Source organism: Streptomyces sp. NPDC003327 (genome assembly GCF_053589515.1).
The window spans coordinates 33,251-49,379 of record NZ_JBSFSA010000007.1 but is presented as its reverse complement, the minus strand read 5'-3'; the positions used below and the strand labels follow the sequence as shown (position 1 = coordinate 49,379).

The following is a 16,129-nucleotide window of genomic DNA, read 5'->3' as shown; positions in this document are numbered from 1 at the left end:
ACGGCCGGGGCAGCCGCCCCCCATGAACGCCTCCGGGCCCGCCACGCCGCGGGACACCTCGACCGATGTTCCGGCGCCGGGCGACGTCCTGGCCCTGGACGCCCTGACGGAGTGGGTGGGCATCCCGTCGGTGTCCTCCGATCCCGACCGTGCCGGTGACGTGCGGCGGTCCGCCCAGTGGCTCGCGGACCGCATGCGGCGCAGCGGGTTCGGCCGCGCCGAGGTCTGGGAGACGGAGGGTCTGCCGGCCGTGTACGGCTGCCTGCCGTCGGCCGACCCCGACGCGCCCGTCCTCCTCGTCTACAGCCACCACGACGTGCACGCGGCGGATCCCTCCGAGTGGCGGGTGACGGCGCCGTTCTCCCCGCTCCGGCGTGACGGGCGGTTGTACGGGCGCGGGGCGTCCGACGCGAAGGGGCAGATCATGGCCCACCTGGGGGCCGTCCGCACCCACCTCGCGCGGCGCACCGCCCCGGCGGTGACGGTGAAGTACCTGATCGAGGGCGAGGAGGAGATCGGCTCGGTCCACCTGGCCGACCTGCTCTCCGCGCACGCCGAGGACCTGACCGCCGACGTGGTCATGGTGTCCGACACGATGCTGTGGTCCGTGCGGGAACCGACCGTGTGCGCCACGGTCCGCGGCTCGGTCACGGCGACCCTCACCGTCCGCGGCGCGGAACGGGACCTGCACAGCGGCGCCGTGTCCGGGGCCGCCGCCAACGCGGCCCTCGAACTCGCCCGGCTCGTGGGGCTGCTGACCGACGGCTCCGGCCGGATCACCCTGCCGGGCTTCTACGACGCGGTGGCCGGCCCCGGCCGACGCCTGCGCGCGTCCCTGGACTCCCTGCCCTTCGAGCTGCCGACGTGGCTGGCCGACACCGGCACCTTCCGCGCCGAGGGGGAGGACGGCTTCTCCGCGCCCGAGCGGCTGTGGACGCGCCCCGCCGTGGAGGTCGCCCGCCTCACGGCCGGCCGCGCGGACTCGCCGTCGCTGGGGCTCATCCCCGCGAAGGCGGACGCGGACCTGCTGCTCAGGCTCGTACCGGACCAGCGGGCCGACGAGGTCGCGGAGCAGCTGCGGGCCTGGCTGGCCGGCCACCGCCGCCCGGGCTTCCGCTACGACCTGGAGATCTCCTCCACCATCTCGGATCCCTACCGCACCCCGGAGGACCATCCCGCGCTCGCCGCCCTCGGCCGCGCCGTCGGCCGCGCGTACGCGAACGGGGCATCGGCCCGCCTGATCGGCAACGGCGGCGCCGCGCCCGCGGCGCAGCTGGCGCGTGCGTGCGACGCGCCGGTGGTCTTCTTCGGCACGGGCCTGCCCGACGACGGCTGGCACGGTCCCGACGAGCGGGCCGAGATCGAGGCCCTCCGCCTCGGTGTCCGTACGCTCGCGGCGTTCCTGGAGGAACTGCCGGAGGCCCTCGGGTGCTGGCCGGATCAGGGGACCGATCCGGGGCCCGGTCAGCGGCCCGATCAGCGGGCGGCGTCGGCCCAGGAGGACAGCAGCAGCGCCTCGTAGCGGGCCACCGCCGCGTGGTCGGGGGCGATCACCGCGTAACGCCAGGTCAGACCGTCCGCCGGCGGCCCCGCGTAGAGCACGACCCCTTGGCCGGGCGAGGGCTCGTAGGCGACGCCGACCGAGCCGAGTCGCTCCACGGCCTCGTCGAAGGCCCATTCCTTCGCCGCCCGGACCCGGCCCGTCGCCCACGTCGGGCCGGGCCCGGGCGGTGGCGGAGCACCAGTCCCGGCACTCGCCGCGGCCGTGGCCGTGGCCGTCAGACGGGCCACCATGGCTCGGGGGGTGGTCGTGGCGGTGCGTCGGACGTTGCTCTCCCCCGCGACCAGTTCGCCTCCGCCCGTCACCATGGCGTCGATGCTGAACGGCCCCGCGTACCCGTGCCCGGCCAGGAAGGTGCCCAGCGAGCGCCCCCACTCCTCCAGAGTCGGCCCGAGCCCCGCCCACGAGGGCGGCAGCGGGGACAGATAGCCGGCGAAGCAGCCGGCCACGGTCCGCATCTCGCCGTCGAACAGCACGGCGGGGCCGTCGGGACCGGTCTCCATCTGGACGCTCACCGAGCCGGCGACGTCGATCCGTTCCTCGACGACCCACAGTCCGTCGGGGCCGCCCACGGCGGCGAGATCGGCCCCGGTCCACGCGGCGAGACCGGCCCCGGGCGACGGCTCCCGCGCCCCGCCCGGAGCCGCGAGGAAGCGCAGACCGTGTCCGCCGGCGGACCGGTCCGGCTTGACCACCACCTCCCCGTGCGACGCCAGGAGCTCCGCCACGGCGTCCGCCACCCCGGCGCGACGGCGGACGCGCCCGTCCGGCACCCTCATCGCCAGCCCGAGCGCCACCTGCCGGAACCCGGCCTTGGTGTTCAGGAGCCGGGTCACCTCCAGGGCGGCCTCGGCCGCCTCCACCGAGGCGTACGGGTGGACGGGTACGCCGAGGGCCCGTGCCATGCCGACCGCCGCGGTGTCGAGGGCCGTCGGCAGGACCGCGTCCACGGGGCGGCCCGCGCAGGCCGTGCGCACCGCCTCGACGGCCGTACGGAGGGGAACCGGCCGGCCTGCCGCCGCGAACGCCTCCGGCAGGGTGAGCACGGTGACGGAGTCCGGGGGGACGCCGGTCAGCGCGGAGGAGTAACGGAGGAACGCCTCGTCGACCGGCACCGGCGTGACCAGCACGTCGCCCGCCCGCAGCAGCCAGACCTCCCGCCGGGCCTGTTCCGCCCAGGCCCCCAGGACGTCCCGCTCCTCCAGGTCCACCGCGAGGTCGGAGACCAGGTTCGCGTAGACGACCCGGAGACCGGCCGGCTCCGGTCGGACGTCGTGTGCGCCGTCCATGTCCTCCACCCCTCCGTGGCTCAGTCCCCCTCCCCCATGACCCGGCGGACGGCGTCGCGCGTACGGTCCGCGACGGCGGCCACGGGCCCCAGGGCGAGGTTCGCGGTGGCGCTCTCCACCCCGGGGTGGGGGTGGGTGGGCGCCGTAGCCTCCGCCGCCCGGACGGCCTTGGCCATCAGGGCGAGGCGGGCCGGCGAGGTGGTGCGGCGCAGCTGCGCGAACTCGTAGCGCTCCTCCGAGCGGGCGTGGACGAGGACGGCGTTGCGCAGGGACAGCAGCGCGGGCATGAACCGGGGGTCGGACGTGTCCATGTCCTCCAGCGCGGACAGCTTCTCCTTCGCCGCCTTCTCCTCGGCGAGCCGCTCCTCGACCACGTCCGTACCTCCGTCGAAGGCGGTACGGGCGTGGGGGTGCACGACCTCCTCCTCCGCGGTCTCGTGCACGGCCAGCAGGTGCACCAGGCGGCGGAACGCCTCCGTGCGCTCCTCGCCCTCCGCGGTGCGGACCTCCTCGAAGAGGGTGTGGATCCGGCCGTGCTGCCGCACCAGGAGCGCCACCACGTCCTCGCCGGCCGCCGGGTCACCCACCTGGGCCTGCTCGTCCTTCGCGGTGTCTCCCTCCCGGGCCATCACGCGCGCTCCGACTCGACGGGGTGGGGTCCTTCGGTCTCCAGGCGGTAGTCCCGGTCGAACATCTCGCGGTGCTGCTCCACGACCCGGTCGCTGGGCGGCTTCTCCCCGTCGTGCAGGCGCTGCTGCATCTGCTCGAACCGCTCGTGCGCCTCGCGCACGTAGCCCGCCCCGAGGGTGGTCAGGTCGATCTGGGTGGCGAGCAGCTCGCGCAGGTAGTCCTTGTTCGGCTCGAAGGTCAGCACCTTCGGCAGCTGCGGCGCGAGGATCTCCTCGGGGTCGCGGCCGTCGTGTCGGCGCATGAGGTCGCAGGCGATGCGCAGGTGCTCCAGCTCCATGTTGAGGTGCAGCTCCCACAGCGCCTTCACCTTGGGGTGGCTCTCCTGCTCCATGAAGGAGTAGTAGAGGTAGCACTCGTTGTACTCGTGGTTGACCAGCTGCTCCCACCAGGTCTCCCCCGGGTCCACGAGGGACTCGTAGTGGGTGACGTGCTCCTCCTCGATGAGCCCGATCTCCTGGTAGAGCTGGCGGGCGATCGGCTCCATGTAGGTGGGCCCGGTGTTCATGTAGAAGTTCATCGTCTGCTGCTCCGCCGACAGGACGGTCAGCGCGTGCAGCTTGGACAGGGGGTCGGTGGCGGCCTTGTCGTAGGGGTCGCGCACGTTGTCGAAGGCGTGGCGGTGGTGCGCTCGCGTGGGGCGGCCCGGCATGACCTCCGTGAGGCCGTCGACGATCGCCTCGGCCTTGCGGTGCTCGATCATCTCGTACAGGTTGGCGTACCGGTACAGGTGGTCGAAGTCCTCCAGGACGCCGAACTGGTACGCCTGCCGGAGGTAGGGGTCCGGTTCCATCCGGGCGATCCAGGAGGTGAGGTCGACGGCGACCTGCTCGTACGCGATCGTCGTCTCCAGCACCGATGACACCCCGGGCAGCAGCCAGTTGACCGCCTTCTGCTGCTGCGCCTCGACGTACCGGACCTCGGCCAGGCCCCGCTTCACGTCGGGGTCGACCGTGTTGCGGGCGAGGTTGTGGCTGAAGACGATCGCCTCGACCTCGATGCCGTTCATGGTGATGATCCGGCAGCGGGTGTACGGGTCGGTGGCGTCCGGGTCGATGGGCGAGACGTTCAGCTCGCGCCAACTGCGGACCTGCTTGTCCAGCGGGATACCGCGTTGTTCCAGCGGGTTGAAGGTCATGCGGGCACCTGGCTCTCGGTGGAGGGCGGGGACCGTCGGCATCTTGCTCCTCCCGCCTGCCCCTCCCCTCCCCGTACACGCTCGGCCGGGCGATTCTCACCTCAATGGCCGTTCCCGGCCGCCGTCGCCGCCCGGCGCATGACGCCGGTCCCCGGGGGTAGCCGCCGGGCGCCGCACGATCGGGAGGAGATGAGGGGCCATGGTGGTGCACATCGACCGGGGGCTGAAGCCGCGGGTGTCGGACCCGCCGCACGTGCTGCGCCAGGGGGCGCACGACCAGCTCCTCGGCCTGCTCATGCTGGCGGTCGCGGTGCTGCTCCTGCTGATGCCGATGGCCACGCAGGTCGGTCCCAAGGACGCTCAGATCAACGAGATGCTCGTGGGGCTGGTCGTGGGGTTCACCGCGGGGTGGCGCATCTACCGCGGCGGAAGCCTGCGGTCCGACGCCATCGTGGGCGTCGCGGGCGTCTGGCTCCTCGTCTCGCCGTTCGTCCTCGACGCGCAGAACACCGCCGTGCACACGGCCGACCGCATGCTCGCCATCGTGGCCGGCAGTGTGCTGATCATCCTGAGCGTGGCGTCCGCGCTGCTGTGGCGGCTGGACCGCGGGCGCACCCGTCGGTCGACGACGGACGGCACGACGGACGGCACGGCTCCGAAACCGTCCGACGCCTGACGCCGCTTCCTGCCCTTCGGGCCGCCGCGGTCGGGCCCCGGGTGCGGCGCGCGCACCCGGGGGGCGGGGCGTCAGGCGTACAGGGGTGCTCGGCCGGGCCCTCCTGGCCGTCGATGTGGACGGTGGCGAAGTCGGGAGTTCCGAGCGTGGCGAAGGTGTCGGCGTGGTGGTGCAGTGCCGCGGGCTTGAGGTCGACGACCCTGAAGGAGGCGCCTTCCATGCTGTCGAGGAGGCCGACGGCCTCGCGGGCACAGCCGTTGCAGGAGAGGCTGAAGCCGCTGCCGCCGTGGCCGAAGTCGTGGACGATGTTGAAGCCGTACTCCTTCTCGACGCAGACGTTCTCCACGCGGTGGGGGCGCAGGCCCGCGACGACGTCGACGTCCTCGTCGCTGAGTTCGACGAGGCGGTGCGGCCCCGCCCGGTGGCCGCCGCCCCTGTCGGCGGGCGCGCGGCGGCACCCTCAGCGCTCGGCCGGACACGGCGGAGCACGCTCCGGCGCGCACCCCGGACGCGCTCTCCTTCCGCGCCCGCGCGCACCCCGGGCGCGATCCCCCGCGCGGCCCCGCCCGAGGCGACCACCGCCGCGCGACCCTAACCGCCGCGGCGCCTGCGGCGGAGAACCCGGGAGCGGGGTCCCGTTCCGTACCCTGGCGTCATGCGCATGCGCCCGACCTTGAGCTGGACCCCGCCCGCGGACCTCCCGCCGGGCACCACCGACCTGGAGCCGGCCGCCGCGGTGCTGCGCGCCGGAGGCGTGGCGGTGCTCAGCGGCGCCGGCATCTCCACGGAGTCCGGCATCCCCGACTACCGGGGCGAGGGCGGCAGCCTCAGCCGGCACACGCCGATGACTTACCAGGAGTTCGTCGGCAGCGCCCGGGCCCGCCGCCGCTACTGGGCCCGTTCCCACCTCGGCTGGCGCACCTTCGGGCGGGCCCGCCCCAACGCGGGGCACCGGTCCGTCGCCGCGTTCCAACGGCAGGGGCTCCTCGCGGGAGTGATCACGCAGAACGTGGACGGTCTGCACCAGGCCGCCGGCAGCGCCGACGTCGTGGAGCTCCACGGCAGCCTGGCCCGCGTCGTCTGCCTCGGCTGCGGTGACTCCACCCCGCGCCGTGCGCTCGCGGAGCGCCTCGAACAGGCCAATCCGGGCTTCGCGCCGGTCGCATCGGCGCTCAACCCCGACGGCGACGCCGACCTCACCGACGACCAGGTCGCCGACTTCCGCGTCCTGCCCTGCGCCGTGTGCGGCGGCGTCCTCAAGCCCGATGTGGTCTTCTTCGGCGAGGCCGTGCCGCCGCCCCGGGTCGCGCACTGCCGCGCCCTCGTCCGGGAGGCCTCCGCGCTGCTGGTCCTCGGCTCCTCGCTGACCGTGATGTCCGGACTCCGGTTCGTCCGCCAGGCCGCCGCAAAGGGGACGCCCGTCGTCATCGTGAACCGCGACCCCACCCGCGGCGACCCGTACGCACGGGCCCGCATCGCCCTCCCCCTGGGCCAGGCCCTCTCGGCGCTCTCCCGGCAGCTGGGCATCCTCGACGAGGACCTCGGCACCCCTTGAGCCCTGGGCCCGACCGCCCCCCCGGAGGGGGCGGCTTCGGTCAGGGTTGCGAGGTGACGCCGTCCCGGGCAGGGTCGTTTCCCTTGTATGCAGTTGCCTCGGACGAATCCTCCGCTCGACCCCACGGCCTCCATACCCTCCCCGCGGACGCCCTCCCGTGACGCGGCCGAGGCGGCCCTCGTCGAGCACTATCCCGCCCTCGTACGGCTGGCGCACCTGGTCCTGCCGCCGGAGCTCGGCCGCCACCGGCGGGTCCTCGCCGCCCACGCCGTCGTCCAGCGCGGCCTCTCCCGTACCGGCGGTGGCGTCGTCGGGAGCCCGCGGCGGTCCGGCCCGGCGGAGCCGCCGCTGCGGGAGGCGGAACCGTCGGCCCACGACTGGCTGCGCTTCCGCGTCGTACGCGCCGCGCTGCGGCCGCCGCTCCGCGTGTCATGGGGAGCGGCCCTGCCCAAGGCGCTCGGCCTGCGCGTCTTCCCCCGGGCCGGTGGCACGGACGAGCTCGCGCTGGACCGCGTGCTCGCGGCGGCGGCCCCCGCGACCCGTGCGGCCCTCGCGCTGACGGCCCTGGAGGGCCTCGCGCGAACGCGCGTCCTCGCCCTGCTCGACGCCGTCGGCGTCGCGGCTCCCGAACAGGTGCTGGCCGAGGCCGAACGGCTCCGGGCTGCCGCCGGGCCCGATGTCGCCGAGCTGCTGCGGCGGCCGGAGTTCGATCCCTGCACCGTGCACCTGCGTCCCACCGACCTGCTGCGCCGTCGCCGCCGCGTCCGGACCGCCGCGCTCTCCGGTGCCGCGGTGCTCCTCGCCGGAACCGTCGTGGGCGGCCTCGGCCTGGACCGGGCGCTCGCCCCGGCCGCGCGTCCCGCGTCGTCCGGGATCCAGGAGGACGTGGTGCCCGTGCGCGTCCCCGCCGACCAGTGGGCCGACACCTCGCGCGTCGACTTCACGGCCTGGCCCGCCCGGGGCGACCGCACCTCCGACGGGGCACTGCTGCGGCGGGCGCTGACCAGGTGGGCCGGTGGCGCGCCCCGGGTGGCCGCGTCCGGGCCCCCGGCGCTGCTGTACGCGGGCACGGTGGACGGCTCCGCCGTCGTCCTGCTGCACACCGGCCGGACGCTCGTCCGCTACACCGAGCCGGGCGGGGGGCGGGGGCGGCCGTCCCTCGTGGAGACCCGGGCCGACGACGGCGACGTCACGACCGCGGCGGCCGTCGTCCTCGCGCGCGCGGGCGACCGGACCCGCTATCTGCTGGCGCCGTGGATCGCGGAGGCCGGGGTGCGGGACCTCCGTGCTCCGGCCGCGGCCGTACGTTCCCTCCGGGTCGCGCCGGACGGGACGACCGATCCGGTGGCGGACCCGGGGCCGACGTCCGCCACGGCGTCCGGCGGCCCGGGCCCCGGCGTCGGCGTCGGCTCCGGGGCCGAGGCCGCCGGGTCCTGCGGCGGGGTGCGGGTCCTCCAGCTGCGCTCGTCCACGCGGATCGTGGAGGACCACGCCTTCCTCGTCGTCGATCTGGGCGGGCTCGTCCCCGCCCATCTGACCTGGACGCCCCTGCCCGCCCCCGGGGTCCCGGCCCGCGGTCCGCGCGAGGCCACCGGCCCCGCGGGCCTCGCGGCCTGGTCCGCCTCGGCCTGCTCCCTTGCGGGGCTCCGGGACGGCGGTGTCCGCTCGGTCAACCGCTGGGAGTTCGCCGCGCAGCCGCTGCCCGAGCGCACGGGACGCGGGCTGTGGGTCTGCTCCCGGGCCGACACCTGGGACGGCCGGGGGCGGGCGGACGTCACCCTGGAGGCGGCCGGGCGGGTCCTGCCGGTCGCGTCCGTGCGCTCCACGGCCGCCTGTGGCCGGTTCGGTCAGGACGTCCTCGCCGGGACCACGTGGTCCGCGCCCGGTGGGACGCGCTACTTCCTGGCGGCGGGCAGTCGGCGCGTCGTGGGCGTCACCGCCGACGGCGCCGTGACCGCGTCTGCGCGGGGCCGCCTGCTCGCCGCGAAGGTGACGGCGCCGGGGCCGGTGACGCTCACGGGACGGCTGGCGGACGGCTCGTCCGCGACCGCGTGGACGGCCCGCTCGGCGGCGGGCGGCGGCTGATCGGGCGGTTGATCGGGCGACGGCCGCGGAAGGTGTGCGCCCGGTCGAGTCATGAGGGCGGTCCGGTGGGGTAGGCGCGGGGCGTGAACGAGCAGGACGTGAACGCGACGCAGGACGGGAACGCGGAGAAGGACGCGGAGAACGCGAACGCGCAGGACGCGGACGCGCGGGAATCGCCGCGGACAGAACCCGAGGACCTGCTGACGGGGCTCAGCGTGGACGCCCGACGGCCCGAGCAGCCCGTGCTGCTCGACGCCTCCGGCGCGCCGATCCGGACGTGGCAGGAGAACTATCCGTACCAGCGCAAGATCCGCCGCGCGGAGTACGAGCGGACCAAACGGATCCTGCAGATAGAGCTGCTCAAGCTCCAGCGCTGGGTGAAGGAGAGCGGCGCCCGGCTGGTGGTGATCTGCGAGGGACGCGACGCGGCGGGCAAGGGCGGCACCATCCAGCGGTTCACCGAGCGGCTCAACCCGCGTGGGGCGCGGATCGTCGCGCTGGACAAGCCGACCGAGCGCGAGACGGGGCAGTGGTACTTCCAGCGGTACGTCGCCCACCTGCCGGCCGCCGGCGAGATCGTCTTCTTCGACCGCTCCTGGTACAACCGGGCCGGCGTGGAGAAGGTCATGGGGTTCTGCACCCCGGAGCAGTACGAGCTGTTCCTGCGGCAGTGCCCGGCCTTCGAGGCCATGCTCGTGGAGGACGGGATCCTGCTGGTCAAGTTCTGGTTCTCGGTCTCCAGGGCCGAGCAGCGCACCCGCTTCGCGATCCGCCAGGTCGACCCGGTGCGGCAGTGGAAGCTCTCGCCCACCGACCTGGCCTCGCTGGACCTGTGGGACGCGTACACGGCGGCGAAGGTCGAGATGTTCCGGGCCACCGACACCGACCACGCCCCGTGGACGGTGGTCAAGAGCAACGACAAGCGGCGCGGCCGCCTGGAGGCCATCCGCAGCCTGCTGTGGCGGATCGACTACGACCGCAAGGACGGGGAGGCCGTCGGCCGTCCCGACCCGCTGATCGTGGGCGCCGCCGACACCCTGCTGGAGTACGGGGAGGAGCCCGCCGCCCTCTCGCCCACCCCGCTGGCCGGCCCCTCGCTGGGCCCCGGTCTTCACCCCAAGCCCGAGCCCCCCGTCTCGTAGCGGGGCCGTCGGGCCGGCTACGGGGCGGGGGGCTCGGTGCTCTCGTGCGGGGGCGGTTCAGTCGGTCTCGACGAGACCGGCGCGCAGGCGCTTCATGGTGCGCGCGAGCAGCCGGGACACGTGCATCTGGGAGCAGCCGAGGCGCTCCCCGATCTGGGCCTGGGTGAGTTCCTCGACGAACCGGAGGTGGATGATCGTCCGGTCGCGCTCGTCGAGGTCGGCGATGAGCGGGGCCAGGGAGTGGAAGTCGTCGACCAGTGCCATGGCGGGGTCCTCGTGGCCGATGAAGTCCGCGAGCGAGGCCTCGCTGTCGTCGTCGTCACCGCCGAGCGCGGCGTCCAGCGAGGAGGAGTTGTAGCCGTTGGAGGCGAGTCGCGCCTCGACGACCTCCTCCTCGGTGAGGCTCATCAGCTCGGCGAGCTCCTTGACCGTCGGCATCCGGCCGAGGCGCGTGCTCAGCTCCTCGGTCGCCTTGGCCAGTTCCACCCGGGCCTCCTGGAGTCGGCGGGGCACGTGCACCGCCCACGAGGTGTCCCGGAAGAACCTCTTGATCTCGCCGACGATGTACGGGACGGCGAAGGTGGTGAACTCGACCTCACGCGAGAGCTCGAACCGGTCGATCGCCTTGATCAGGCCGATCATGCCGACCTGGACGATGTCCTCCATCTCGTCGGCGCGGTGGCGGAACCGCCCGGCCGCGTAGCGGACCAGGCTCATGTTCATCTCGATGAGGGTGTTGCGCGCGTACTGGTACTCGTGCGTCCCCTCCTCCAGCTCCGCGAGCTTCTGGAAGAAGACCTTGGACAGCGCCCTCGCGTCCTTCGGCGCGACCGCCAGCGTGTCCGGGATCGCCGGCAGGGTCACCGTTCCGGCCTCGACTCCCGTGTCCGACATCGTGGTGACGGTCACACCATTCCCCTTTCACGTGGCTCCCGGGCCGACCTGCTTGGCCCCTTGAGAGCCCGCGTACCCGGAGTTCTCCTGTCCACACCGATGAATTTCGAGAATTTCTCGCGAGCGGTCGAGCGGGTCGGTCTGAGGGACGGTCAGCAGTCCTCCATAGCCCGCATATCGGGATGATTAGACTGAGAATCGCCCGGTTTGCCCTGGCGTCTCCGGGCAGAAGGAAGACGACCACGTGGTCGTCCGAAGGAGAGTCATGGCACGGGATCCCTCGATGAAGGCCGTCGGCTGGGCACGGTCGCTGCCCCTCGGCAGCAGTGTGAAGACGGCCAGGGACTGGACGCGCGAGCACCTCGCGGCGCTCGGCTGGGACCGTACCGCGCCGAGCACGGCGGACTCCGTGGTGCTGGCCGTGTCCGAGATGGTCACCAACGCCCACGTCCACGCCCACAGCGACGCACAGCTCATCCTCACCTGGGACGAGGAGTGCCTGCACGTCACCGTGCACGACGCGTCGCGGCGGATTCCCGAGCAACGAAGCCCCGACGAGAGCTCGACGGGCGGACGCGGCCTCTTCCTGATCGACGCCCTCGCCGACGACGTGCGGACCCGTCCCTGCCCGCGGGGCAAGGACGTCACCGCCTGCTTCCGGCCGTCCTGCCCCGGAGCAACGAGCTGAGGGACGTACGAGCTGAGGGACGAGCGGCCCGGGGCGGGTGACCCGTACGGGGGGCGCGCGCGTCGCGGACCCCCCGTACCACTGCTCGCGCGCCGCTCCTCAACGCCGCAGGGAGGCGAGCAGCGGCCGCCAGTCGATGTGGCGCTCCTCCGTCCCCTGCGGGACGAGGACGAAGGTGTCGCGGACGAAGCGGGTGAGGGCCTCCTGCTCGCAGCGGATGGTGGCGCAGTTCCCGGTCAGCCCGAGCCGGAGGAGGAGCTTGCCGCCGGGGGCGGGCCGCACCTGGACGTCTCCGTCGCCGGTGGGGTGCAGTGATCCGGTGATGACCATCTCCCGGTCGACGCGCCACACGACGGGCTCGTCGCCCGGAAGGTGGAAGGCGAAGCTCAGGGCGTGCGGGTCGCGGGAGTTGTAGCCGACGGTGGTGTCCATCGGGACCACCACGTCCGGGGCGAGCAGTTCCATGGCCAGGGGCTGGGTGAGGGCGCGCGGGGCGGGGAGCGGCGCGACGGGCTGCTGGGGCATGAGGTCCTCCGGCTGAGGGGACGTACGGCGAGCGGGTGCGGTGTCCGCTTGACCCGTCCCGTCCCTGTTACACCTCTCGTCCGCCAGTCGGATGCGGGGATGGTGCCACGGTTTCGCGAAGATCGTGGGGAGGTCGTCAACGGGGCGGGGTGCCGGGCCCGTCAGGGCGTGGGGTGCCAGGGGTTCTCCGCCGCGCCGCTCGGGGTGTCGCCGTCGGGCCCGGCCGTCTCGGAACGGCCCGTCAGGTGCTCGTGCGTGCCGGTGAGCGTGAGCAGCCGGTCGAGGAAGGGCGGCCTGCGGTCGAGGTGCAGCCGTGCTCCTGCCGCCGCGGCGAGCCGGTGGAGGGCCAGCAGGGCGGAGAGGCCCGTGGAGTCGCACAGGGTCAGGCGGGCGAGGTCGAGGCGGATCTCGGAGGGTCCGGACCCCGGGTCGAGGTGGTCGCGGACCACGTCCAGGAGTTCGTCGGTGGTGTCCCAGGCGAGGTCGCCCGCGAGGTCGACGCGCAGGACGCCGTCCATCAGGGCGACGGCCCGGCACGCGAAGGTGCTGTCGGATGTGCTCATGAGTGGGGTCCGGGGGCCGGTGGGGCTGGTACGGGGGTGAGGGCGCGGCGGCCGGCGGCGAGGTGGGCCCGTGCGCGGGGGAAGTCGTGCTGCACGTCTGCCAGGAGGCCGAGCGCGGTGGCCAGGGCGTCGTCCGCGACACCGCGGGCCCGGAGGATTCCGGCGGTCCAGGTGACGAAGCCGGTGAACAGCTCGGCGTCGTCGACGTAGAGGGAGGCGGCGAGGAAGTCGACGATGTGGGCGATGTCCTCGGCGGTGCGTTCCCGCTGCCGGTCGGTGTACGCGGCCATGGCCGGGACCTCGTCCTCAAGACCCGCGAGGACCTGGCGGACGAGCCGGGTTCTGGCGCGGGTGACCAGGGTGTACTCCTGGTCGGCGAGATGGGGCAGGTCGCCGGTGGGCGCCGGCAGGGGCTCGTCCGGGCGCCGTGGGCCCTCCACGAGGAGGGAGGCGGCGGCGCGGGCGTCGGGTGCCCACCCGTCGGCGCCGAGCAGGCGGGCGTATCTGCCTTCGGGGCCGAACGCGGCTCCGCCGACGAGGACCGGGAGTCCGATGGCCTGGACGGCGGTGACGGCGGCGTGGGCCGTCGGGAGCCGGACCGGCAGCGAGGACGACAGGGCGAGGACGTCCGTGCCGGTCTGGTGCAGATGCGCGACGAGGTGCGGGGTGGGGACGTTCGCGCCGAGGTAGTCGACGTGGAAGCCGCGGCCGCGCAGGACCTCGGCGAGGAGCCGGGCCGGCAGGGCGTGCCACTCGCCGTCGACGCAGGCCACGGTGACGCGCCGGGGGGCCGTCCCGCCCTCCGGGTCCGCGCCCGGCCGGCCGGAGGTCCGCCGCCCCGGGGCCTGGCGGGCGAGGGCGGCGACGACGCGGTCCTGGATGGCCGTCGCGGCGTGCTCCTGGGCGACCCCGAGGCGGCCGGCGGCCCATTCCGCGCCGACCCTGGCCTGCACGGCACCGATCACGTCGAGCAGGAGGTCCTCGGTCGGGGCGCCCGCGGCGTGGGCGTCGAGGACCGCCGCGGCCGCCGCCGCCTCGTCCCTCTCGCCGAGCGCCGCCCACAGCCGGCTGCGGACGGGGGCGAGGTCGACGGCGGGCGTCGTGGTCCGGGTGCTCATGCGGTGTACCTGCCCCGGGTGTGGCCGTTCACCGCCGACAGATGGGTGCCGTGCGGCGCGGTGATGGCGACGACCGCCATGTCGTCGTGCGCGCCGTCGCCCACCCAGTTGCCGGCGATCATCTGCATGCGCTCGACGACGGCTTCGGCCGGGAGGCCGACGCACTCGGCGAGTGCGGCCCGGAGCCGGTCCTCGCCGAACATGGACGAGCCGAGCGGCCCGCCCCTGGCCTCCGTGATCCCGTCCGTGTAGAGCAGGCACGTCTCACCGGGCGCCAGGTGCACGGTCGCGGTCCGGGAGGTCACGTCGGGGAGCGCGCCCACCAGGGTTCCCCTGGTGTCCGCCGCGGTCACCTCTCCCGTGGCGCGCAGGATCAGCGGGGGCGGGTGGCCGGCGCTGGTCAGACGCAGCCGCACCTGGCCGCCCGACCGTCGTACGGAGGCCAGGACGAGGGTCGCGAAGCGGGTGTGACGGGTGGTCAGGAGGGCTCCGTTGAGCATCTTCAGGACGTGCTGGTGGTCGGCGGCGAGGGGCAGCAGTGCCTGTACGGTGCTGCGGATCCGGCCCGTGAGGACGGCGGCGTCGAGGCCCTTGCCGCACACGTCGCCGAGGACGGCCAGCGTCTCCTGGTCGGCGTCGGTGCCCGGGTGCACGTCGTAGAAGTCGCCGCCGATCCGCTCCGTGTCCTGGGCGGTCCGGTAGCCGCCCGCGAAGTCGACCCCCCGCACGTGGTGGAGCTGCGGCGGGAGGAGTTCGGCGATCAGCGCGCGGGTGATGCGCGCCTGTTCCGCGTAGAGGCGCGCGGCCGACAGGGCGGCCCCGGCGCGGGCGGCGAACAGCCGGGCGAAGAGCTCCTCCGAGGCGTCGAAGGCCCGCCGCCCGCTCCGCCGGAGCAGGATCAGGACCCCGGCGGGCACACCGTGTCCGGGCAGCGGGGTGATGGCGACGGACCCGGGGGTTCCCTCGAAGTCCTCGGGGACGGCCCAGTCGGGCAGGTCGGCCGGGTCGATCCAGCGGGCGGGCACCGGCGGGAAGCCCTGGAGGGCCTCGGACAGGCCGGGCACGGTCGCCGGGTCCATCGCGACCTGGCTCCGGACGAAGCCGTCCCCGACGGCGGTGACCACGGGATAGCGGTTCCGTACGGGCGGGGAGATCACGAGCGCCGCGTCGCCGAGGTGGGCCGCGGCGAGCAGGGCCGCCTTCTCCAGGCACCGGTCCGGGTTCAGCGAGGCCAGCAGTTGCGTGGACGCTTCCGCCAGGAGGGCGGTGCGCTCCTGCTCGGTCCGCAGGGCGTCCTCGGCGGCGGTCAGCTCGGAGTCGTCGACGAGCCACCAGGCCACGTCCCCCGCGCCGGACTCGGTGGGGTGGGCCCGCAGGAGGCGGCCGTCGTGACGTCCCCGCAGCGGGGGCGGCCCTGCCGGCGCGGCGGCCGGGACGGACGCGACGGACGGCGTGCGGGCCGGGTGGGCCGGTCGGGCCAGGTGTCGGTGTGCGTCGGCCAGCCATCGCGGGACGACCTCGTCCAGCCACCTGCCGACGCGCATGCCGGGAAAGAGTGCGGCGGCGGCGGCGTTGAACTCCACCACGCCGCCCTCGCGGTCGGCCACGAGCGCGGGATGGGGTGAGCGGAGCCAGGAGGTGCCGGTGGCCCGTGCGGTGGCCCGGCCGAAGCCGGACTCGTCTTCGAAAGCAGTCATATGCGTGGCCCGCTCTTCGTGGACCGCCACCTTCCCGGTCGACGACAGCTCGTCCGTCCACCCTTCCTCAAGGCGCGCCACACATCAAGCGAGGATCCGCCGGAGCCGGGTCGGCCAGCCGGGTTTCGAGCCCGGTCGAGCGGTGAGGCGAACAGGTACGCGAATCCCAACTCGCCTGACAGGAGGCTCACATGGACGACTGGCGCGCGGCGGCGGCTTGCCGGGAGGTCGATCCCGAACTGTTCTTTCCGGTCGGGGTCGGATCCCCGGCCCTGGCCCAGGCCGAGGAGGCGAAGAAGGTGTGCCGGAGGTGCCCGGTGCGGGAGAGGTGCCTGGGCTGGGCCATGGCGGAGTCCCATCCTCCGATGGGGGTGTGGGGCGGTCTCACGGAGGCGGAGCGGAGTGCGCTGCGGCGTCGTCGGCGCCGCGCGGCCGACGAACGGCGGTGAGGGCCTGCCGGGCCGCTTCCCCGGTCCTCGGTACGCCGACGGGCCGGCGGACTCCGGCGGAC

At 74.4% G+C, this 16,129-nt stretch carries 16 protein-coding genes; 8 read left to right on the top strand and 8 right to left on the bottom strand.

Annotation, left to right across the window (positions count from 1 at the left end; translation table 11 throughout):
• Positions 1-22: 22 nt before the first annotated feature.
• Positions 23-1,522, top strand: a complete 1,500-nt coding sequence (locus ACWDVG_RS08750) for a M20/M25/M40 family metallo-hydrolase (protein WP_451697531.1) — start codon at positions 23-25, stop codon at positions 1,520-1,522.
• On the opposite strand, the gene ACWDVG_RS08745 is transcribed toward ACWDVG_RS08750, so the two are convergent.
• Genes ACWDVG_RS08745 through ACWDVG_RS08735 form a run of 3 tightly spaced genes read right to left on the bottom strand, consistent with a single transcriptional unit; the run spans position 1,477 to position 4,675 of the window.
• Complete coding sequence (locus ACWDVG_RS08745) at positions 1,477-2,850, bottom strand: preATP grasp domain-containing protein (RefSeq protein ID WP_451697529.1); 1,374 nt, start codon at positions 2,848-2,850, stop codon at positions 1,477-1,479. The genes ACWDVG_RS08750 and ACWDVG_RS08745 overlap by 46 nt on opposite strands.
• Positions 2,851-2,870: 20 nt before the next feature.
• On the bottom strand, positions 2,871-3,479 hold the full coding sequence (locus ACWDVG_RS08740) for a hemerythrin domain-containing protein (RefSeq protein WP_451697528.1): 609 nt from the start codon (positions 3,477-3,479) through the stop codon (positions 2,871-2,873).
• Complete coding sequence (locus ACWDVG_RS08735; RefSeq protein WP_451697526.1) at positions 3,479-4,675, bottom strand: hypothetical protein; 1,197 nt, start codon at positions 4,673-4,675, stop codon at positions 3,479-3,481. The genes ACWDVG_RS08740 and ACWDVG_RS08735 overlap by 1 nt, the downstream gene beginning before the upstream one ends.
• Positions 4,676-4,874: 199 nt before the next feature.
• Here ACWDVG_RS08735 and ACWDVG_RS08730 point away from each other — a divergent pair, with 199 nt between their 5' ends.
• The 5 genes from ACWDVG_RS08730 (at position 4,875) to ppk2 (ending at position 10,133) form a co-directional block, all read left to right on the top strand.
• Positions 4,875-5,351 (top strand): SPW repeat domain-containing protein, encoded by a 477-nt coding sequence (locus tag ACWDVG_RS08730; RefSeq protein ID WP_451697524.1) that lies wholly within the window; start codon positions 4,875-4,877, stop codon positions 5,349-5,351.
• An 85-nt stretch (positions 5,352-5,436) separates the two neighbouring features.
• Complete coding sequence (locus tag ACWDVG_RS08725) at positions 5,437-5,946, top strand: hypothetical protein (RefSeq protein ID WP_451697522.1); 510 nt, start codon at positions 5,437-5,439, stop codon at positions 5,944-5,946.
• Positions 5,947-6,006: 60 nt separating this feature from the next.
• Complete coding sequence (locus ACWDVG_RS08720) at positions 6,007-6,906, top strand: NAD-dependent protein deacetylase (protein ID WP_451697520.1); 900 nt, start codon at positions 6,007-6,009, stop codon at positions 6,904-6,906.
• A gap of 87 nt (positions 6,907-6,993) precedes the next feature.
• On the top strand, positions 6,994-8,991 hold the full coding sequence (locus ACWDVG_RS08715; protein WP_451697518.1) for a hypothetical protein: 1,998 nt from the start codon (positions 6,994-6,996) through the stop codon (positions 8,989-8,991).
• Between the two features lie 197 nt (positions 8,992-9,188).
• Entirely contained in the window at positions 9,189-10,133 is a 945-nt protein-coding gene (gene ppk2 / locus ACWDVG_RS08710) for a polyphosphate kinase 2 (RefSeq protein ID WP_451697840.1), read from the top strand.
• A 57-nt stretch (positions 10,134-10,190) separates the two neighbouring features.
• Here the strand turns inward: ppk2 and ACWDVG_RS08705 are convergent, their stop codons facing one another.
• Complete coding sequence (locus ACWDVG_RS08705) at positions 10,191-11,042, bottom strand: RNA polymerase sigma factor SigF (protein WP_451697516.1); 852 nt, start codon at positions 11,040-11,042, stop codon at positions 10,191-10,193.
• 250 nt (positions 11,043-11,292) lie between these two features.
• Here ACWDVG_RS08705 and ACWDVG_RS08700 point away from each other — a divergent pair, with 250 nt between their 5' ends.
• Positions 11,293-11,715 carry an ATP-binding protein gene (locus tag ACWDVG_RS08700; RefSeq protein WP_451697514.1) on the top strand — a complete coding sequence of 141 codons (423 nt, stop codon included), beginning with the start codon at positions 11,293-11,295 and terminating at the stop codon, positions 11,713-11,715.
• Positions 11,716-11,814: 99 nt separating this feature from the next.
• Here ACWDVG_RS08700 and ACWDVG_RS08695 read toward each other — a convergent pair whose 3' ends face one another.
• From ACWDVG_RS08695 to ACWDVG_RS08680, 4 genes are all read right to left on the bottom strand, one after another.
• Complete coding sequence (locus tag ACWDVG_RS08695) at positions 11,815-12,240, bottom strand: SsgA family sporulation/cell division regulator (RefSeq protein ID WP_451697512.1); 426 nt, start codon at positions 12,238-12,240, stop codon at positions 11,815-11,817.
• Positions 12,241-12,401: 161 nt separating this feature from the next.
• A complete protein-coding gene (locus ACWDVG_RS08690; RefSeq protein ID WP_451697510.1) occupies positions 12,402-12,803 on the bottom strand; it encodes an STAS domain-containing protein in 402 nt (133 codons plus the stop codon).
• Positions 12,800-13,921, bottom strand: coding sequence for a cobalamin B12-binding domain-containing protein (locus tag ACWDVG_RS08685; RefSeq protein ID WP_451697508.1), 1,122 nt, complete (start codon positions 13,919-13,921; stop codon positions 12,800-12,802). Before ACWDVG_RS08685 ends, ACWDVG_RS08690 begins: the two co-directional genes overlap by 4 nt.
• Entirely contained in the window at positions 13,918-15,618 is a 1,701-nt protein-coding gene (locus tag ACWDVG_RS08680) for a SpoIIE family protein phosphatase (protein WP_451697506.1), read from the bottom strand. Before ACWDVG_RS08680 ends, ACWDVG_RS08685 begins: the two co-directional genes overlap by 4 nt.
• A gap of 191 nt (positions 15,619-15,809) precedes the next feature.
• Here ACWDVG_RS08680 and ACWDVG_RS08675 point away from each other — a divergent pair, with 191 nt between their 5' ends.
• Positions 15,810-16,067: a WhiB family transcriptional regulator gene (locus ACWDVG_RS08675; protein ID WP_451697504.1), complete on the top strand. Its 258-nt coding sequence runs from the start codon at positions 15,810-15,812 to the stop codon at positions 16,065-16,067.
• Positions 16,068-16,129: the final 62 nt, after the last annotated feature.